The sequence below is a fragment of the Companilactobacillus baiquanensis genome, assembly GCF_003946605.1.
GTDB classification, from domain to species: domain Bacteria; phylum Bacillota; class Bacilli; order Lactobacillales; family Lactobacillaceae; genus Companilactobacillus; species Companilactobacillus baiquanensis.
In genome coordinates this window covers 222487-242936 of record NZ_RHOQ01000001.1, presented here as the reverse complement: position 1 = coordinate 242936, position 20450 = coordinate 222487, and the positions used below count along the sequence as shown (strand labels likewise).

24 protein-coding genes are annotated in these 20450 nt (G+C 34.0%); 5 read left to right on the top strand and 19 right to left on the bottom strand.

Features of this window, described 5'->3' with window-relative positions; all coding sequences use genetic code 11:
• Window positions 1-146: 146 nt before the first annotated feature.
• From EKM77_RS01235 to EKM77_RS01205, 7 genes are all read right to left on the bottom strand, one after another.
• A complete protein-coding gene (locus EKM77_RS01235) occupies window positions 147-1169 on the bottom strand; it encodes a YhdH/YhfP family quinone oxidoreductase (protein WP_125591845.1) in 1023 nt (340 codons plus the stop codon).
• Window positions 1170-1180: 11 nt separating this feature from the next.
• A complete protein-coding gene (gene gntK, locus EKM77_RS01230) occupies window positions 1181-2674 on the bottom strand; it encodes a gluconokinase (protein ID WP_125591843.1) in 1494 nt (497 codons plus the stop codon).
• A 106-nt stretch (window positions 2675-2780) separates the two neighbouring features.
• Window positions 2781-4127, bottom strand: a complete 1347-nt coding sequence (locus EKM77_RS11165) for a C40 family peptidase (protein WP_125591841.1) — start codon at window positions 4125-4127, stop codon at window positions 2781-2783.
• A 128-nt stretch (window positions 4128-4255) separates the two neighbouring features.
• Window positions 4256-4798 carry a 5-formyltetrahydrofolate cyclo-ligase gene (locus EKM77_RS01220; RefSeq protein WP_125591839.1) on the bottom strand — a complete coding sequence of 181 codons (543 nt, stop codon included), beginning with the start codon at window positions 4796-4798 and terminating at the stop codon, window positions 4256-4258.
• Window positions 4799-4819: 21 nt separating this feature from the next.
• Window positions 4820-5254, bottom strand: coding sequence for a MarR family winged helix-turn-helix transcriptional regulator (locus tag EKM77_RS01215; protein ID WP_164507682.1), 435 nt, complete (start codon window positions 5252-5254; stop codon window positions 4820-4822).
• 2 nt (window positions 5255-5256) lie between these two features.
• Window positions 5257-6210, bottom strand: coding sequence for a quinone oxidoreductase family protein (locus EKM77_RS01210; RefSeq protein ID WP_125591836.1), 954 nt, complete (start codon window positions 6208-6210; stop codon window positions 5257-5259).
• 155 nt (window positions 6211-6365) lie between these two features.
• A complete protein-coding gene (locus EKM77_RS01205) occupies window positions 6366-6827 on the bottom strand; it encodes a GAF domain-containing protein (RefSeq protein ID WP_125591834.1) in 462 nt (153 codons plus the stop codon).
• Between the two features lie 179 nt (window positions 6828-7006).
• On the opposite strand from EKM77_RS01205, the gene EKM77_RS01200 reads away from it, so the two are divergent.
• Window positions 7007-8182, top strand: coding sequence for a cation:proton antiporter (locus tag EKM77_RS01200; protein ID WP_125591832.1), 1176 nt, complete (start codon window positions 7007-7009; stop codon window positions 8180-8182).
• A 142-nt stretch (window positions 8183-8324) separates the two neighbouring features.
• On the opposite strand, the gene EKM77_RS01195 is transcribed toward EKM77_RS01200, so the two are convergent.
• A complete protein-coding gene (locus EKM77_RS01195; RefSeq protein WP_125591830.1) occupies window positions 8325-9428 on the bottom strand; it encodes a lactate oxidase in 1104 nt (367 codons plus the stop codon).
• A gap of 89 nt (window positions 9429-9517) precedes the next feature.
• Complete coding sequence (locus tag EKM77_RS01190; protein ID WP_164507681.1) at window positions 9518-10264, bottom strand: TraX family protein; 747 nt, start codon at window positions 10262-10264, stop codon at window positions 9518-9520.
• A gap of 99 nt (window positions 10265-10363) precedes the next feature.
• Here EKM77_RS01190 and EKM77_RS01185 point away from each other — a divergent pair, with 99 nt between their 5' ends.
• Window positions 10364-10750: a hypothetical protein gene (locus EKM77_RS01185; RefSeq protein WP_125591826.1), complete on the top strand. Its 387-nt coding sequence runs from the start codon at window positions 10364-10366 to the stop codon at window positions 10748-10750.
• 60 nt (window positions 10751-10810) lie between these two features.
• Here EKM77_RS01185 and EKM77_RS01180 read toward each other — a convergent pair whose 3' ends face one another.
• The 3 genes from EKM77_RS01180 to EKM77_RS01170 form a co-directional block, all read right to left on the bottom strand.
• A complete protein-coding gene (locus tag EKM77_RS01180; RefSeq protein WP_225425163.1) occupies window positions 10811-11719 on the bottom strand; it encodes an alpha/beta hydrolase in 909 nt (302 codons plus the stop codon).
• 106 nt (window positions 11720-11825) lie between these two features.
• Window positions 11826-12593: a nicotinamide riboside transporter PnuC gene (gene pnuC / locus EKM77_RS01175; protein WP_125591822.1), complete on the bottom strand. Its 768-nt coding sequence runs from the start codon at window positions 12591-12593 to the stop codon at window positions 11826-11828.
• Window positions 12594-12938: 345 nt separating this feature from the next.
• A complete protein-coding gene (locus EKM77_RS01170; RefSeq protein WP_125591820.1) occupies window positions 12939-13502 on the bottom strand; it encodes a peroxiredoxin in 564 nt (187 codons plus the stop codon).
• 107 nt (window positions 13503-13609) lie between these two features.
• Between EKM77_RS01170 and EKM77_RS01165 the strand changes: the two genes are divergently transcribed.
• Window positions 13610-14266, top strand: coding sequence for an HD domain-containing protein (locus tag EKM77_RS01165; protein ID WP_125591818.1), 657 nt, complete (start codon window positions 13610-13612; stop codon window positions 14264-14266).
• Between the two features lie 20 nt (window positions 14267-14286).
• Entirely contained in the window at window positions 14287-14826 is a 540-nt protein-coding gene (locus EKM77_RS01160; RefSeq protein ID WP_225425161.1) for a phosphatidylglycerophosphatase A family protein, read from the top strand.
• An 80-nt stretch (window positions 14827-14906) separates the two neighbouring features.
• On the opposite strand, the gene EKM77_RS01155 is transcribed toward EKM77_RS01160, so the two are convergent.
• The 4 genes from EKM77_RS01155 to EKM77_RS01140 all read right to left on the bottom strand — a co-directional run bounded on the left by EKM77_RS01155 (window position 14907) and on the right by EKM77_RS01140 (window position 17263).
• Window positions 14907-15335, bottom strand: coding sequence for a universal stress protein (locus EKM77_RS01155; protein ID WP_125591814.1), 429 nt, complete (start codon window positions 15333-15335; stop codon window positions 14907-14909).
• A 100-nt stretch (window positions 15336-15435) separates the two neighbouring features.
• Entirely contained in the window at window positions 15436-15936 is a 501-nt protein-coding gene (locus EKM77_RS01150) for an acyl-CoA thioesterase (protein WP_125591813.1), read from the bottom strand.
• A gap of 90 nt (window positions 15937-16026) precedes the next feature.
• Entirely contained in the window at window positions 16027-16581 is a 555-nt protein-coding gene (locus tag EKM77_RS01145) for a M15 family metallopeptidase (protein ID WP_125591811.1), read from the bottom strand.
• 130 nt (window positions 16582-16711) lie between these two features.
• On the bottom strand, window positions 16712-17263 hold the full coding sequence (locus tag EKM77_RS01140) for a TetR/AcrR family transcriptional regulator (RefSeq protein ID WP_125591809.1): 552 nt from the start codon (window positions 17261-17263) through the stop codon (window positions 16712-16714).
• Between the two features lie 73 nt (window positions 17264-17336).
• On the opposite strand from EKM77_RS01140, the gene EKM77_RS01135 reads away from it, so the two are divergent.
• The gene (locus EKM77_RS01135; protein ID WP_125591807.1) at window positions 17337-18080 is read left to right on the top strand and encodes a sulfite exporter TauE/SafE family protein; all 744 of its coding nucleotides are present in this window, start codon (window positions 17337-17339) and stop codon (window positions 18078-18080) included.
• A gap of 47 nt (window positions 18081-18127) precedes the next feature.
• Here the strand turns inward: EKM77_RS01135 and EKM77_RS01130 are convergent, their stop codons facing one another.
• From EKM77_RS01130 to EKM77_RS01120, 3 genes are all read right to left on the bottom strand, one after another.
• The gene (locus tag EKM77_RS01130; protein WP_125591805.1) at window positions 18128-18985 is read right to left on the bottom strand and encodes an SDR family oxidoreductase; all 858 of its coding nucleotides are present in this window, start codon (window positions 18983-18985) and stop codon (window positions 18128-18130) included.
• Between the two features lie 62 nt (window positions 18986-19047).
• Window positions 19048-19839 carry a type I methionyl aminopeptidase gene (map, locus tag EKM77_RS01125; RefSeq protein ID WP_125591803.1) on the bottom strand — a complete coding sequence of 264 codons (792 nt, stop codon included), beginning with the start codon at window positions 19837-19839 and terminating at the stop codon, window positions 19048-19050.
• A 12-nt stretch (window positions 19840-19851) separates the two neighbouring features.
• Complete coding sequence (locus EKM77_RS01120; protein WP_125591801.1) at window positions 19852-20418, bottom strand: GNAT family N-acetyltransferase; 567 nt, start codon at window positions 20416-20418, stop codon at window positions 19852-19854.
• Between the last annotated feature and the right edge of the window lie 32 nt (window positions 20419-20450).

Here is a 20450-nt window from a genome sequence, read left to right as displayed (position 1 = left end):
TATTGTTAAATCCTATAATACCAAAACTGATTTTTCTACCATATTTCTTTACCATCAGGCTTTATAGCATCCTAATCCTTCATCTCAAAATCAACTTTAGACTTACCACGCCAATCCTCAAATAATCCATCCACAACTGTATGAATTCAATTATTATTAGGATTTTTTTTAATTGTACTTGCATAAATCTTAATAATAGTTCTACCTAGATGATTGCCTTTTTTTATTTGTTCCAGAACTTGTGATACTTCATCTAGCGTCACTTCACTATATTCAATTTTATCGAAAATCCTCCATTGATCGGAAAACTTATCCCAAACAATTTTTCGTTCTTCAATCGGATAATTAACTGAATCAATTCCGTAAAGACTTATACCTCTTAAGATAAACGGTAATACATTAGTAGATAAGTTTATTCCACCTGCATTGCCGCACATTGTCATTCCTCCACCATAATAAATTTGAGGTATTAATTCAGACGCTACTTCTCCGCCAACCGTATCAATGACATAATTATACTTTTGCTTAGACAACAATTTACCACTTATATTTAAGTCTTCTGGCGTAACTATTCTAGTTGCCCCCAATTTCTGGGCCACTTCAATTTGATATTTTTTACGAACCAGCGCATTGATATGTTTAAATCCCATAACTGACAAAATAAGTAACGCAATACTTCCAACACCGCCGCTAGCACCAGTCACTAAAATTTCAGGATCATCTTCAATTCTCATACCATTATCAAGTAATTTGATGACAGATAATGCGGCAGTAAAACCAGCAGTTCCAATCATCATGGCCTGCTTTAATGATAATTCGGCTGGCAATTTGACGATCCAATTAGCGGGAACTCTGGCATATTCCGACATGCCCCCTGTATGAGACATCCCCAAACCAAAGCCAGTCACCAAAACCTTTTCTCCGGCAACAAACTTACCACTATTGGATTCAACTACTATCCCACTCAAATCAATACCTGGAATCATCGGATAATTTCTGATAACGCCACCATTCTTTTGAACTGCCAGCATATCCTTAAAATTCAGTGAACTATAACAAACATTTATCAAAACATCTCCAGCAGACAAGTTATCCAATGAAATATTTCTTAAACCATAATTGACTTCCTTATTATCATTTTCTACAACAATCGCTTTAAAATTTTTCATAAGCACTCTTTCTAACGATCTTGAAATTTTGCAATTTGTTTATATTCTGGTTCTAGAGCGTGTGTGATTCTTTGCCAGATGGGAAATAATTCTTGATAAACTTTTACATTTTTAGGATCAGGATGATGAATCTCGGTTATACCGACCATATCCTTTACTGCAGATAAGTCATCAATATATCCTTGAGCGTACATGCCTAATACCACCGCTCCTAAACAAGAACTCTCAAAGCTTTCTGGCACAACTACATCTTGATCAAAAATGTCTGCTAGCATCTGCCGCCACATTGAAGATCTTGCAAAACCACCAGTAGCCTGGATACTTACTGGTTTTCCAGTGATTTTTTCAATCAGACACATGACAGCATATAAATTGAACACGATACCTTCAAGTGATGAGCGAACCATATCAGATCTTGTATGTTGACGAGTAAGTCCAAAAAATGACCCTCGTGCATAAGCATTCCAAATGGGTGCTCGTTCTCCTCCTAGATATGGTTGAAATAATAATCCTTTTGATCCAGCTGGAACTTCATTGGCCATCTTTGTTAATTCGTCATAACTTACTTTTGAATCGAACAATTGATCACGAACCCAACGAAATACAATTCCACCATTATTTACCGGTCCACCGACTACCCACTTATTTTTTGTCAAAGCATAACAAAATAAATTGCCGTTAGGATCAATAACAGGTTTATCAACTACAACTCTTACCGCACCACTGGTACCAATGGTTACAGCAACAACGCCTGGATCGATTGCATTTAATCCTAGATTGGATAAAACCCCATCACTAGCTCCAAAAACAAATGGAATATCTGAACCAATTCCTAGTCTTTCTTGATACTTTTCAGAGATTCCTGTAACACCATTTGTTGTAGGAACAACCTCTGGCAAACGTGCTTCTTCTATATTAAGTAAATTCAATACTTGAGGTTCCCACTTCAAATTAAAAATATTAAACATTCCGGTTGCTGAAGCAATCGAATAATCAATTTTATAGATGCCAAATAATTTGAAAAATATATAAGATTTAATGTCGATAAATTTTTTGGCACGATCAAACAAATCTGAGTGTTCTTTTTTTAACCAAAGCATTTTTGACAATGGTGCCATTGGATGAATTGGAGTACCTGTTTTGGCATATATTTCAGCTCCCAAACCACTCTTAATTAACTCGTCAGAATACTTTACGGCACGATTGTCCGCCCAAGTGATTGCCTTTGTGATAGGACGATCATTATCATCCATTAAAATCAAACTGTGCATCGCTGTCGAAAAGGAAACGAATTTTAAACTTTGAGAGTCGATATTTTTCAAAACTTCTTGCATAGTTTTAATCACTGCTTCAAAAATTTCTTCAGGATCTTCTTCTGCCATACCGGGTTTTGTTTGGTACAGTTGATATCCTTTATCAGCATGTGCAATGATTTGTCCATTCAAATCATACAGAACACATTTTGTACTAGTCGTTCCCACATCAATGCCCATTGTGTAATCCATATTTTGTCTCCTACTTAGCTATATTTCTTATATATTAAAACTAACTGTCGATTAACACAAAAAATCTATCACGCAATTATTACGTAATAGATTTTTTTATTTTTAACTATTGTATAACTCTAACACCAAATGATGGTGCAAAATCAGATGAAATTGTATCTATTTTAACATTAGTACCTGGTCTTAAAGCATTTAGATACTGATTATTACCTAGATACAATCCAACGTGATAAGTAACACCTGCTGGACCCCAGAAAACAAGATCTCCAGGTTGTAGATCACTTAATGAAACTTTGGTCCCAGCGGTCTCTTGTGGAACTGTCCATGAACCAATATTTTGACCCGTGGCTTGGCGGAAAACATATTGCATCAACCCAGAACAGTCAAAACTATCAGGACCTTTGGCATTCCATACATAAGGTTTTCCAAGTTCTTGCTTAGCGGCAGCTATTACATCGCTAATTGCTTGGTCTTTTGTTTTACCATTCAAAACAATTGGGGAACGATATGTTGTAATTTGAGTTGCGGCGGAAGATGGGATCCAACCACCATTACTTACTTCATACCAAGTTGTATTACCATTTTGTAGGGTTGAATCAACTTGTAAAGTTTGACCAGCATATGCACTGGCCTTCTTACCAGAATTATAGTCATTATTGTTGTATATATTCGTATCGCTGTTAACCTTTACCGCTGCAAAATTAGGATCCCAAATTTCAGCAGCCGCCTGATCAAAGGATTCATTAGTTATTTGTAAGTATGTACCTTCGATCCATTGATTAGTACCAATCTGGTACCAAGCATCACCATTAGAGTCAATTACTTTAGAATCAAAGCGCCATTCTGAACCATTGTATAATTTTTGACCTGTGGCTACTTTATTAGTGCCATAACCTTGCCACAAATCAATTCCACTATCTGGAGCATAACTTACTTTGGCAACTCCAGTATTAGTAATTGATGTCGATGTTGAAGCATCATCACTATTGATCCAACCATTGTCACTGACTTGATACCAAGTTTTACTACCAATAGTATCGATATGATTATACTTCCAAGCACTATTTGCAGATAGCTTTCTATCAGTGGACTTATAATCACCATTATCATATGTATAAACTAAAGCACCATTTGATCCAGCTTTAACAATTCCATTTTCTGATTGTCCGTGTTGAAGTTGAACATCACCAGCTTTAACGAATTCGTGAGTCGATACTCGATAAAAATCACCTTTATCACCGATTTGAATCTTCTTATCAGTAATCCAAGGTGTATTTGCTGCCAAAGCACGATTAGTAACTAGTTTTCCGTCGTCGTTATATAATGACGTAACTTTTGTTGTATTAACAATACCATTAAAGTCCGTATCAGCATGTACCAAACCGGTATTTAATAAAATTCCCCCGGCGAAACTAGCGCCGATTGCAAAAGCGGTTATTATTCTTTTATTCATTATTATTCCTCTTAATTTATCCCAAAAAATCAAATCTTATTTCACTATCCAAGACTATCATCTCATCATGAATCATTCAATAAGAATTTTGTTATGTAAAAGAAGAATTAGAAAAATTTTTTCAAAGCTTAATCTAAGCAAATCAAACGTTGAATTTTTATATCATGATCTTGTACATCCCAAATAGCGCTATCAAAAGACATTATCGAAGGAACTAAGGCAACTGTATTGCCTTCAAAATCAGCCAAAAAACGATCATAATATCCGCCTCCAAAACCGACTCTGTAATTAGAATCTTTAGCGAAGGCAAGTCCCGGAACAATAACTAAATCTGGTGTCTGATTCATTAATTTTTCATTATAAACTGGTTCTAATATTCCAAAATCACTTCTTACTAAATCTTGGGAATTAGTGAAGGGTAAAAACGCCATCTGACGATGCGGCATAGTCTTAGGTAAATAGATTTTTTTATTACCTGCCTGTGCCGCCTTAATAATTGGAGTTGTTGGTAATTCAAACGGTCCACTAACGGTAGTAGCAATCGTTTTAGCATTCTTCCATTCTGTTGTTTCTTGTAATTTGTGTAGCAGTTCAATACCCTCAGAAACGGTCTTTGATTGATTACTATTCAATTTCTTTATTTGTTGTTGACGTAATGTTTTCTTATCGATATTTCTTTTCTCCTAATATAATTAATTTTCAAATTTATTCAACGTATCTGCTAAATGATCCAAACTTTTCAGCAATAAATCCTTATCCTCCGTCGTCCAATCAGACAGGGCATTATTTATATTTTGAATCCTCGTAGCATCCAAAATTTTCTTTAACTTTTCTCCTGATTCTGATAAACAAATCGAGCGCACTCTTGCATCACTTGCGGATCTTGTTTCAACTAACTGTTTCTTTTCTAGTTTATCAATTTGTCGACTGATACTGGAATGATTTTTACCTAACAAATTGGCTAAATCGCTAATATTAGTTGGTTGAATTCGACCAATAGTTACAAATAGCTGAAACGAGGTAGCTTCTAAGTCAACCCCAGCATCTTTTATAAAAGCTTGATCACGATCAGTTCGGTTGAAAAAAGAAACAATCGTCACTAAAGCCTGAATTAATTCTTTTTCCATTATTACTGTACCTTTATAACCGCACGTGGTGTCAACGGTGCCTTCCATGCTTCTGATATTTCTGAAAGGTCATACTCATTAGTCTTCATTGTGATATTATTTTCGGCCGCCCAGTTAAAGACATTGCTGATTGCAGACATTAATTGTTTCATTGATACACTTTTGACCCCACTACCTAATAATTCAATTTTAGATGAACGTAAAATGGCTGATGGTAATGATATATTTGCTTGACCTGAAGCTGAACCAATACTAATAAATTTGGTTCTATCATTTTGACTAAATTTAGCAATCGCCGTCATAATTGATAAAGCGCTGTCACCCCATAAATAATCAAGTACGACATCTATTCCTAAATTACACTCTTTTTCTAATGAAGAAATAAATTTATTAGTTCCGTTTTCATCCGTCATATCAAATGCAATTGCTACATCTGCTCCTAGATTATTGAGTTTCTCTAAATTACGTCCAGTAACGATAACTTTTTTAGCACCCAGGTGGTAGGCAATTTTGACAGCTAAACTTCCAGCAGTTCCTGTTGCACCGTTTATCAAAACCGTTTGACCTGCTTTAAAATTAGCGCGATCAACTAGTGCTGCCCATGATGACATTCCGGGATTTGCAATTGCTGCAGCGGTTATATCATCAATTCCATCTGGTACTGACATGATCAATTTTTTATTAATGAGTGTCTTTTCTGCCAAAGTGCCATACGGTGCATTAGTTGCCACAAAGTAAATTCTTTTGCCATTCAAAATTCCAACACCATCTGTTCCAGCAAAATTTGGATAGATTCGACTAGCTGAATAATGATTTCCCATAGCTCTCATTTTTGTTAAATTGCTTAAGGCTGATGCTGTTACATTTACAACTACATTATTCTCATCTTCTTGTGGTTCTTCAAAATCACCATAAATTGGTGCTGTTCCTTTTTTTGTTACGATTGCTGCTTTCATATTTGTTGCCTCTTGTTTTTAAATTTATGTGCTTTATGCACGTATTTAATTTAGCATCATTATGTGCAAAACGCAAACAAATTTTATATAACGCATAAAAAAATGAGTAAATACATTTCCCACCTGAAATATATTTACTCACTATAATTACGTATTTAATCAATATGTTCTACTAAAACTTCAGCGAATTGTTTTAACTCTTGTTCATTTTCTACAGTAAATCTATCTAAAGAAGGTGAATCAATATCTAAAACACCAATTTTTTTACCATTTTTAGTTATTGGCACAACGATTTCTGAATTACTGGCACTGTCACAAGCAATATGACCAGGAAATTCATGAACATTGGCAACTCTATGTACAGTTTGATCTTTAAAGGCGGTACCCACTACCCCTGACCCAACCTTTATATGCATACAAGCTACTTTACCTTGAAAAGGTCCAAGATCTAATTCATCAGTTTCTTCATTATATAAGTAAAATCCAGCCCAGTTTAAATCAGTATACATATCGTTGATCAAAGCACTAGCATTTGCTAAATTAGCTACCAGATTCTTCTCCTCAAAAAGTAAAGCGTCCAACTGCTTATTTATAAGTGATAATTTTGTATCTGCCATATGTGATCCCTCTCAAACATTTCAAATAATGTAAATTAGTATATCACTTGTAAAAGCGAATTATCATTATTATCCCTCGCTGCTAAGATTACAAAAAACCATACTTTTTTACTCAAATACTATTAATGGTTTAAAATGTTCATATTCTATATTTTCATTATACAAAAGAGGAAATTTTTATGAGTAAATTTTCAGTATTAATTACATTGTTTGCCGCCTTAGCAACTCCTTTGATAATGGCACGATTCAGGATAACCAGAATTCCTGGAACTGTGGCCGAGATCATTATGGGAATCATTATCGGGAAAACAGGATTCGATTTAATTCAGCCAAGTGATACATTGACCTATTTAGCAAATCTTGGTGTCATCATGCTGATCTTTCTAGGTGGAATGGAGATCGATTTTTCACTATTTGAAAAGAAGACTGATCCTGATGGGAAAAAATCACCACTAGGATTAGCATTTGGAAGTTTTATGTCAGTTTTAGCAATGTCAATCGTATTGAGTTTGGTACTTTACTATACTGGTCTGTTCGACAACGTCATATTATCAACAATTTTAGTCAGCACAATTGCACTAGGAGTAATTATTTCTCTGTTAACAGAAGTAGGTCTTTTAAAAATCGAGTATGGACAAACACTTCTATTGATTTCAGCCATGGGAGAATTTATTCCACTGGTGGCCTTGACTATTTATTCTGCAATACAACAAAAAAATTACTTTTCAGCCCTACTCTTACCAACGATTTTTATTGTAGCAATTATTTTACTAAGTAGATTTAAAAAAGTTTATGTTTTTTTCGATAAAATCGATAAAACAACTACACAATTAGACATTAGACTTGCTTTCTTTTTGATTTTTACACTGGTAACGGTTGCTGAACAAATTGGCGCTGAAAGTATCCTGGGGGCCTTTTTAGCGGGAGTAGTAATGAAATTACTGAATCCTAAACCAGACACACAAGAAAAGCTTAGTTCCATGGCCTATGGATTTTTTGTACCGATATTTTTCATTGTTACTGGAGTTAATTTAAACTTAAGAACAATGCTAAAGGACCAACAAGCTCTTATTTTAATCCCAATATTCTTTGTAGCATTCATTTTAGCAAAGTCGATCATCTTTTTAGTCTTACGTCATAGATTTGGAAACAAGTTTTCTTTCGCCGCAGCAGTCTTAATGTCAACTACTATTACTTTGGTATTACCAATTTTACAAGTTGGACAAAATCTTAAAATCATTAATGAAGCTCAAAATGGTGCCATCACTTTGGCAGCAATCATTACATGTATCGTTTGTCCAATGATCTTTAATAAAATACTTAGTTCCGCCAAAAATAAAAAGAACGTGGCATAAGGCGGTTAAGCGGAGGTCTCTGCCTTATGCCACGCGTTTCAATACGTATAAAGACGAAATAGGCCCAGTAATCTAAAATCAGATTACTGGGCCTTGTCTTAATATTCAAAATCTGAACATGTTTCACAACATACTAATTAAACTATTTATGAAGTAATTTTGCATGTTTTACATCATCAATTGTCTTAGTACCAGCTAATTGCATGATTGTCTTAAATTCATCATTCAAATGCTCAACAACTGAATAAACTCCGTCAGCACCACCAAGTGCCAAACCATAAATAATTGGTCTTGCAAGTGCAACCATATCAGCGCCACTTGCCAAAGCCTTGAATACATGAGATCCACGGCGTACACCACTGTCAAAAATAATTGGAACTTTATGATTAACCGCCTTTGCAATATCGGCCAAAACATCAAATGAGGCTGGTCCACCATTTAATTGACGACCACCATGGTTTGAAACATAAATACCATCAGCACCTGCACCGATAGCTAATAAAGCATCTTCTGGGCTTTGAACACCCTTAACGATAACTGGTAGATCAACGATATCCTTAATACGTTTAATATCCTTAGGACTAATTTTTTGAGCAGCGGCAGCATAAATTTCACCAATGCCCTTACCTTTTCCATCGCCTTCACTAAATTTAGTTAAATTAGCCATTGGAATTGGAAATTGGAAGTCATTAACAATATCAGATTCACGATAACCATCAACCGTAGCATCAGATGTCAAAACAATAGCTTTAACACCAGCTTTTTTAGCTTCTTCTAACAAACTCTTGTTAAATTCCCAGTCTTTACTCATGTATAGTTGGAAAAATTGTGGTGCGCCATCTCCTGCCTTAGCAGCATCAGAAATAGATGTTGATGAATAGGTACTTTGTGCCATCAAGGCTCCTGCTTTAGCCATGCCTTTGGCAGTATCCTTTTCACCTTGTGAATGAGCCAAACCTTGTGCAGCGGCAGGAGACATCATAATAGGTGTATCCAGATCGATCCCAAAAATACTTGTTTTTGTTTGTGGATCATCAATATCGCTCAAAACTCTAGGAACGATTTGTGCATGGTTAAAAGCCTCAGTGTTTTCCTTCAAAGTCCAGTTATCTTCTGAACCACCACTAATATAACCAAAACCACCTGCAGGAATAATCTTTTCAGCTCGTTTTTCCAAACTAGCCAAATTCAAAACATCAATTTTTTCCTCTCGATCACTTTGAATGTAACCGTTTACCTCTGTCATATGAATACCTCTTGTTTAAAATACATGATCAATTTAGCATTACTTATAAATAGTCGCAAATGATTGTTCTCTTAATTATAAATAAATTTTTATTTAACCACATAGTTTGCCAAAAGGTGGATTATCCAGAGATGTAGTGGATAGAAAATATAGAATAGGTATTTTAACTTTGGACCTAGCCTGCCTTGTTTTCCATTATAGAAATGGAGCATGGGAATTATTAAAATAAAAAACATACTACTTGCGTTCATAGCAATTCCATCATATATATTCAACCAACTGCTAAAATCGATCACTGGCACTGTCATGGAAATCTCGATGATTGCAAAGAACAACGCTAATACCAAATACGATAGATCTCTTCTTTTGACATCATCATAATTTAGATTGGTAATAAACATAAATGGTAGTAATAAATAACTACCTTCGAGTAAAGGAATACATCCGATCAAAAGCATGGAAAAGGCAATAAATTTATTACGACGATTATCGGACTCCCATAACGTAACAATTATTGCTCCAAGAAATAAAGTTAGGAAGATGTTGTCACCAAGTATCGACATTTGAAATTCCGGTTTCAAAAATTGATTCATGATAAAATTACCAATTAACATGAATATTCCCCAACCAAATAATCTTCCTAAATAGTTTCTCTTATTGTGTGTGTATCTTAAACCCTCGATGACTAAATAACCAAAACCGACTGCTACAACACGTGTAATTAAGTGGAAAGTATCGGCTAAGTATGGTGAAATAAAATATGATATGTGATCTAATACCATAAGTAACATTAAAATAATTTTAAATACTTCTCGATCATAAGCGAATTTTTGCATGCATCTCTCCTCTAGTATCATTATTATTGATAATTTATTTAGAGTAAATAGACCTTGCAATTGTGTTCGAGCAGCTTACAAAAATGTAAGGAGAATTTTATGTCATTATTTAATCAATTTAGTATATCAATATCTTTAATTATACTTGCTACTACGATAATAGTTGGAACTATCTTAATAACTACCAATCTATTTAGAATCAGTAAGTCTTTGAAAAAACATAATGAATTAATTCAAAATTCAGAACGTCCTTATCTAAATTGCACATTATCAAAAAAACATTTAATCATCAAAAATAGCGGTAATTCTCAGGCAGAAATTGATTCGATAGTAATTGATGAAAATGAACTTCCCGATTTGCCCAGTATTTCAATAAATCCTAAAGAGATATATTCATTAAAAATTGAATCTGTTAAAAAGATTTCTATCAAATATCATACAGATCACGGTGAATATCAAGACGATACTTTGATAACTGGAAATTAAAAAATGATCTCCGCAATCCTTTGGATTACGGAGATCATTTACGTTAACACTAGAAAATTACTATTTAAAATACTTTTGAGAAAAATCATCTACTTTTCGTACGTAATCTTTCTTATCTGTATTATAGGATTTTCCATGTTCAGCACCTTTTACGATCCATAATTTCTTTGGATCATTGGCATTTTTATAATTCGTATAAGCATTAGATACCGGAACAAACGTATCTTTAGAACCATGAATAATGAATATTGGTACATGGCTGTTCTTCAAGGTCTTTTTAGTATCAGCTTGATAAAAATTATAGCCTGCAAAAATTTTAGAATAGATAGCTGCTGTTTGAACTAATGGGAAACTTGGTAAATTAAACATTTCCTTAAGTTGATAATTCAGTTCACCAGAAATAGTTGAATAACCACAATCAGCAATTGCAAAATCTACATTTTTGGGATGTTCACCTAAAGTATACATAACCGTTGCGGCTCCCATACTAATTCCATACATTCCTATTTTAGATTGCGGATCTTTTTTATTTATTCGATTGATCCATCCCATTATGTCCTTTCGATCTGGCCAGCCATAACCAGCATATTCACCTTGACTCATTCCAAAAGAACGATTATCTGGTGCTAAAACATTATAACCAGAATCGTGGAATATCTTTACGAAAGATCCCATATATTTACTGGCACTACCGTATCCATGAACCACTACAACAGTTTTATTAGTCTTTTTAGCTGCAGGTAAATAACGGGCTTTTAACTTTAGTCCATCCTCTGACTTTTCCGTCCAAATAGTCTGATCTTGTGAGGCAAACCATTTGTCGTTACCCTTTAGTTCCATGTTTGCATCTTTACTACTATAATTACCCTTTTTAAAGGCAAAATTAAATAGATAGGCTCCCCCACCTAAATCGGCAACCAACAATATACCGACTAAAACTACTAAAAATATTTTTAATCCCTTTTTCATTTTTATATCCTTTTTTTTGATTTTAGTAGAGTTTAAACTAAAACTTACAATTAGAAAACAAAAAAATCCTATTTTTGCGCTAACAAAAATAGAATTTTTTTTTAAATTAATTTACTTGTTGTTGAAGTTTTTCATTATTAGTTTTAATTTCATTAGGTTTATGGAACCAATGTGTATGTGAATCAAAGAATGCGATCATATCATTCATAAAGTACATAATGTATGTTAGGAATAATACTGGACTTGCATCTCCTTGCATAGCAGTGACACCCCATAAAACAATTGACATAACTCCTTGTGCAGTCCAGAAATAATATTGTTCACGGAAACGTAAGGTACATAATAAAGCACCAGTAAATCCGATCGCACTGGCAACTGAATCAATAATAGGTCTTGGACTGATGAATAAATTAGTATCCATCAAGTAAAGCAATCCCCATGATGCAAAGAAGAATAATGCTGTTAGCAACCATTTAGGTGCTGTTAATCCATGGATATGCTTTTCAGCATCTTTGGCCCATTGTGGACTAATTAGAACTGGAATATCCAAAAGTACAATATAACTGGCTTGTAAAACAACGTCAGCAAAGTTCTTAGCGTTGATAGCTACAATGATATAAATAAGAGCGGAAACTAAACCTAACACACCATTTAATGGTTTAGCATTAGTAATTGCTACGGTACATGTAAAACCAAGAACACCAGCAAACCATGTTAATATCGCGATAGTTGTAATATGGCTTGATAATGTTGAAGCTGTGATAGCACCCAATCCAAACATTAAAAGCATATAACTCTTGAAGCTCCAATGTTTCATTTGTTCAACATACCACTTAGGGCTGAAAATACTAGTCATAAAAAATCTTCTCCTCATTTTGAGAATGTAACAAAACATTCCCCCTCGAATTATTGAAAAGGCCTCAATAAATTAACCTAGGATATAAAATAAATTGGTCTTACAATCAAACGTCTGTTCACCTGACAGACAACGACTAAAATAATACCACTAACACCCACACCTAAATCAAGTCTTTTGAGATAATTTATTTTGTGATTATTTTATTAAAATTAAATATACTTAGAGGGACAAGGAGTTATACAAAATTTATCACTGGATAAATTTTTAAAACGATAAATACCATATGAAGTATGTTAATATCTTAAAGACACTATATATAGAAAATAAAAAAAGCCGGAACAATTCCGACTTTTCACTAATTTAAATTTTACCTACAAGATCTGCACCGGGTTTAATTGTCTTTTCACCAGGATGCCAATTAGCAGGACAAACATTATCACCATTCTCGGCAACAAATTGTGCTGCTTGAAGTGTTCTAAGGATTTCTTGAGCATTACGTCCTATACCCATCGCATTAATTGTGTATGACTTAATAATTCCTTCTGGGTTGATAATAAATACTCCACGATATGCACGACCACTATCCTCTTCGATCAAATCAAAGAAATTAGCCAATTCGTGTTTTTGATCAGACAGCATTGGATATTCAAGTTTACTGATCGTCTTAGTATTTTGAGCCCATGACATATGTGAAAATTCACTATCAACTGAAACTGAATATACTTCAGCATTATTTTTCTTAAACTCTGAATACGAACTTTCTAGATCTTCAAGTTCAGTTGGACAAACAAAAGAGAAATCAGCTGGATAGAAAAATAAAATTGACCATTTACCTAAGAGATCACTCTTTTTATAATTTACTAGCTCACCTTGGTGGTAAGCCTTAACATCAAAATCAGGTAGTTCTTTGTTAATGTAATTCATCACTAGTCCTCCCAAATTTAATTACTCGGTTACAGTTATACTTTATCACTATTAATACTAAATATAATTCAAGTTTGATAAAATATTTATATCAAAAAGGGGAAATTATGGAATTTAAACAACAAATACAATACATCCGAAATTTTGCATATAATAAAATGCATAATGACGCTACTGGACATAACTTTGATCATATCGAACGTGTAATTAAAAATGTTGATAAAATTCTTCTAACTGAGAAAGCTGACCCACTTATTACCTATGGTGCAGCCTATTTACACGATGTTGCCGATGATAAATTAGTCGATGATCCTCAAAAATTAGAAAACGAAATTACTGATTTTTTGAACGACATCGAGCTAGCAAATGAACAAATAACTGAAATCATTTATATTACTCACAATCTCTCCTTTAGTAAGACCTTAAGTCTTAACCCCCCAAAACTATCATTAGCTGGACAAATTGTCCAAGATTCTGATCGTTTAGATGCAATCGGGGCAATTGGAATTACTCGGGCAATCTATTATGGAGGCGCAAACGCTCAAGTTATTTACGATCCAAAGATGAAACCAAGAACTAATATGGATAAAAAAGAATATCGCAATTTAAAAGATGAGACTATTATTAATCATTTTTATGAGAAATTACTGAAATTAAGAGATATGATGAATACGGATACTGCAAAGAAAATTGCTGATCAGCGTCATGAATTCATGCTTCAATTTCTAGAAGAATTTAAAGGTGAATGGAATGGCGAAAAATAGATCTTAAGGAGTGTTTAATTTTGACATCATTCAAACAACAGGATCAAGAATACTACAATCATATTGTAAGAAACTTAAAAGAACGCGGTGTACATCTTAAAGACATTGCCGAAATAGTAATTTTTTTAGAAAAAGACTATGTTGAAGGACTGGATGAAGAATTATCGATACATGCGATCAATAAAGTATTACATAAACGTGAAGCTCAAAATGCGATAATGACCGGCATCGAGTTAGACGTCCTAGCTGAAAAAGGACTATTATCATCACCTATGCAACGTATTATGGAAACTGATGAATCAACCTATGGTATTGATGAAAATATGGCGATCACTCTAGCCAGTCTTTATGGTTCTGTATCTGTTACAAATTACGGATATGTTGATAAATTAAAACATGGTGTATTAGCTAAACTAAACGATAAATCAACTGGTAAGATCAATGTCTTTTTAGATGATCTAGTTGGAGCCATCGCCGCTGCAGCCTGTGGCTGGTTAGCTCATAATGAAGAAGCCGTTCAAGAATGGTTGGAAAATAATTTAACAAAAAAAGAGAATTAAAATAAAGCTCAATAATCTGATTTTTTTAGATTACTGAGCTTTATTTTAATGAATTTAATAGTTTTGGACTATATTTAACTTTAAGGAATCAATAAAACTGGCAGTTCAGCATTCTCAGAAACATATCTTGCAACTGAACCCATAAATATTTTAGTCATCATTCCCTTACCAGTTTTTCCCAAAATAATTAAATCGGCATGACTATTTTCTGGGATCACCTTAGCTATTAGGGATTTAGGATCTCCCTCTTTTGAAATCACTTCATAAAACATCTTAGAATTGACCAATTGCTTTTCTGCTGTTCGTAAAATTTGATTGGTCTGTTTTTTTACATCGTGAATTAAATCAGGCATATAATCAACGCCAACATTAACAGGAATATTATCGACATTAGAAATTGAAGTCACGATCACTTTTGAGTCACACTTCTTAGCAAGTTCCATTCCTGTCTCTAAAGCTCGAAATGAAACTGGGCTGCCATCTAAAGCTATCAAAATTGTTTTGAACATTATTATATCCTCCTATAATTCTCTTAATTAAAGATTATAAGAGCCATGAACAAAGAACAAGAAATTACCAATCCGATACTAGTCAAGTTTTAAGACCAAATTACCATGGAAAATCTAAACTAATATTCTCATTAAACTTTTCCTGTGTTAACAATTTTTTCATTCGTTCCGATTGACGCTTCTCATACCCTTGACAAACATACTTAGCTTCAGGGTTATCAGGATTGATCTTTGGCAATTCTATATCTTTATCAATAACGACAAAGGTTGAAAAACAAGTTAATCCTAAAAATCTCTCACCAGTTTTCAAGTGTTCGCCAATGATTTTAGTGAACACTTCAATTGAACGGCTCCCAACTCCTGACACATATGATTCAGTACACATCGAATCCTGCAATTTAAAAGGCAGAATAAAATTCACTTGATCAATTGAAGCTGTGACTGTTTCAATTCTGGCAACTCTAGAGGCTGGAATTGAAGAATTATCATCGATCGTAGCCAGGATTTTTCCACCAAATACAGTATTATGTTCATTTAAATCCGATGAAAATACTCGATGATTACTAATTGATAAGGTTCTTGAACAGTCGATTGAACTCATATTAAACTTCCTTCACTTTTTAATAGATTTTTAAACCCGCAACTTCAATTGTACTATGAATTCAAGCGTTTTCATATTGTGAAAAGAAATTTAGTACATGTTAGGATCGGCGATCGCCGGTTCATAAGAATCCATTTCAGAATCACGATAATCCCACCACTCATTTTCATATCCAACAAAACCAGCGGCAATCATCGCATCGTTTAAAATATTATAATTCTTTTCGTGAATTGCCGATCGTTTAGCATTTCTAAAAGCAGCTGAAGTAAAGTTATCAAACTCTGTCTGCATGGACATTTCGTTACCGTCTAAATCACATATAGTTAAGTCAAAAGTAACACCTTTTTGATGAGAAAAATTAGGATTTGGTTTGGCGACAAAGGATGGATCTGGGTAAACCTCGAATAATCTCTCTTGTGCAGATACAGGACGATAAGCATCCCAAACTTTGATCCTATAACCTTTTTCCCTCAAATCAGCACTGGCCTTTGCTAACTTTTTCGCAGTTCCTGTACGGGCAATTGCAGTATTAAAATCGTAAACAACTTGTCCAGTAAAATTATTTGTGGTCGCATATCTTAAGTCAACAATAATACTAGGATCTAAAACTTGAATATTCGTAAAATCCGATCTTGTTTTTGACATAGGGTATCCTCCAAAAATACGTATTAGACTTCAGTATACTAAGTTATTATTATGTGAGCATCTTTCTTGCTCATACTATTATGACGGAATTGGAAGCGCTATATATAGTCCACAACTTCAAAGCATATAATTATTCCAATATCTTATTTAGATTGTCCTCAAAACTTTGAGTATTCTTGATCAACGGATTATGGAACATACCTACACTTTCGCTGACTACCTCACCAATAACTAATCCACGAATACCTCTAGTAATTGTCATTTGTTTGGCGGGATCTTGAACAAAGCTATCCATAAATACTTTCATCATAGAATTAATATGAATAACATTTTTATAAGATTCTTCGGTAGACAGATTTAAGGATTCTAGTGTCAATAAAGATAACGACAGATTATTTAGTCCATATTTACGCATTACTTTTGCCATTTGAATCAATCCAGCTTTGCCGCTATATCCTAGACATTCATTCTTCAAAACTTCACTGAGGGATATTATGTAGTCTTGGGCTACGGCCTGATTTAATTCATCCCTATTTTTAAAATAGAAATAAAGCGCCTGCGTTTTACAATCTAACTTTTTAGCAAGATTTGAGAACGTTGCTGAATGAGAGCCGCTGTCCAAAACTAATTCTTTTGCCGTTTGAATAATTTTTTCTATTGATAAATCACGTTTTTTTGTCATTTATAACTCTCCTTGCTTTACATTTTACACTTTGTAAATTAAAATTACTAATTGTAAACAAGGAGATGCAAAAATGACTTATATAGCATTAATAGCAATTGGCTTTCTGATAGGTTTATTAGTTCTATCAACTGGTGGAGGCGGTGGCGCTTTATATTTAGGCGTCTTAACTGGACTATTTCACTTGAGTGCACCAGTGGCAGCGGCTACGTCACTATTCACTGCTTTTCCATCATTAGTAGTAGGAGCAATTGGCCACTACCGATCCGGAAATGTTCGCTTCAAAATAGGTAATAGAATGATCATTACAGCTATACCCGCAACAATTATTGGGTCACTACTATCACCATACATCCCAAAAATTATCTATACTTGGATCATAGCGATTGTCTTAATAGCACTTGGTTTACAAATTTTTATTCAATTGTTTTTTCCAAGTAAGAATATTAAAAAATCCAAATACGATAATTTGAAGGCATCAATTTTTGGAATCGTTAGTGGATTAATGGTCGGAATTGCTGGATTAAGTGGTGGTGCTCCAATTTTAGCTGGATTACTTTTGTTGAATCTGGATATGGTCCGAGCTGTAGCGACATCATCTTATGTATTAGTCGGAACCAGTGTAATCGGACTTATTTTTCATTTAAATGGAAATATCGATTGGTCCATTGGAATAAGTTTAATGATTGGTGCTGTAATTGGGGCCTTTTTAGCACCAAAGTTATTGTCCAAAGTAAATCCCGTAAAATTCAATACATATGTTAAACCTATAATTGCAGTATTGATCGTCTTCTTAGGTCTAAAAATGATTATTTAAAAAGTACAGAACATATTGATGTTAATCATCATATATTCTGTACTTTTTTAGTTTAATTTTGAATTTAAGAACGCTTTTAAGTCAGTTGCTGGATGTCCCATTATTTTTTGATAATCATCGGTCACAATATCTAATAGTCCCATGGCCCCTGCTTGATACATTGATCCAAGCATGTGACCTTCACCACCTTGATCATACATATCAGAAAACTCTTGTAAAGTTACCGGTTGATAGCCAATCTTGTGACCTGAAACTTCTGTTAATACATCGGCTAATTCTGGCATAGTGTAGTTTTTAGACTGCGTTAAGGTATAAATTTTTCCATCTTTTCGCAAATCTTCTGAAGTAGCTACTTTGGCAAACGCTTTAGCACTATCTTCCAAACTAATAAATGTCAAAGCTTGTTTGCCAACAGGATAAATAACGTTTTTACGCTCAATCAATTCTGGTAAATATGGGACTAACGGATCAGCGTATAAGGCATTTTTTATAATAGTGAATTTCAAATCTGATTCAGCCAATCTTCTTGGTAAATATCCATAAAAAGCTGATAGATCAAACGGATTGTTTTCCTGATCCGCAATGAAACCCATTGCTAAAATTTGTCCAACATTGGCTTTCTCAGCTGCTTTTATCACATTCTCCAGTTCAGTAACTCGACTAAAACTGTCATGGCTTTTACTTGGAACGTAGATGAAAATATCCTTATTAGCTAAGGCAGTGATCATCATCTTTTCATTCATATAATCGATTGGCAATACTTCTAAACCTTGATCAGATAGATTCTTGGCCTTACTAACGGTATGAACACCAACACTGATATCCGAATTAGGTACAAGTTTCATAATTTCTTTTAAAATTTGTGATCCTAAGTGTCCAGTTGCACCAGTAACGATATATTTCATCTTTAACAACTCCCAAAATTTAATACCTACATGTTACTTTATAAATTACAGGTATGCAAGTATTAAATTTCTTTTATTAAATATTTTGCATCCGCATTTTTATCAAATGAAGTTAAGATTTTAGGACCATCATCGGTAATAACGATCGTATGCTCGTATTGACAACTTAAACTTCCATCAACAGTATAAATAGTCCAACCATCATCTGCCGGCTCACTGCAACGCCAATCACCAACATTGATCATTGGTTCGATCGTAATAGTCATTCCAGCTTTTAAACGTGTACCATGCCCCGGTTTTCCATAATGTGGAACGTCAGGAAGCTCATGCATAGTAGGACCAATTCCGTGTCCAATATAGTCACGTACGACACCGTATCCAAGATTCTCTGCGTAACTTTGAATCGCATGACCAATATCACCAATGCGATTACCGACCACAGCTTGATCAATTCCTAAATACAAGGCCTTATGTGTTACATCCATTAACTTTTTTACTTCCGGTGAGGCGTTACCCACAACAATAGCGTGACAAGAATCACTTAAATAGCCATCATATTCAATAACGGTATCTAGTTTTATAAGATCACCATCTTTTACAATAATATCTTTACTAGGACAGCCATGACAAATCATGTCATTAACACTAATACAAGTAGAATATTTATATCCTTCAAAATTCAATTCTCCGGGTGTAGCGTTATGACCAACAATATATTCATAAGAAAATTTATCAATCTCCCAAGTGCTCATGCCTGGTTTGATATAGTCCTCTAATTCATGAAACAAACCGGTCAAAATTTCTCCGGCCTTTTGCATTCCTTTTATTTCTCTAGCTGATTTTATCGTTATCATTTATTTTTCCTTCTATAATTGTTTATCAAATAGAAAACAAGTTAATTTTGATCCATCAACTCGTCCTGGTTCAGGTATCCTTATAGCATTATTTTGATGAAAACCACGATGCTGATAAAACTGATATGAACAGTTACTGTCGCTAAACAAGTAAACTCTTTTACCTGAATATTTACGTTCAAGTTCATTCAATAATTTAGTTCCAATGCCTTTATTCTTAATATCTGGATTAACAGCAAATAGTAAGACTTCACCATCTAGGTTAGTTTTAGCCTTTAACTCTTTTAACATTGCCTGATTAACTTGATCATAAGTAATTATTCCTTGGTCGAATACTAATCCCATCATATATTGTAATGAGCTGGCATGTACCTTATCTACAACCTTTTGATCGATCATAAGTTCGTTATCGAACTTAGCCATGATCACACCGCAAAGAACATCGCCATCATAAGCCGCAATGGCAGTAGTTGCATTTATATAAGCATCCCATACAAAATATTTAGAATATAAACTTTCGGTGAATTTTGAATTTGTATAACGGTCAAAATTCATCCCCACAGCTGAAAATTCGGCCAATTTTGATAGATCCTGCTTTTTAAATTGTTGAA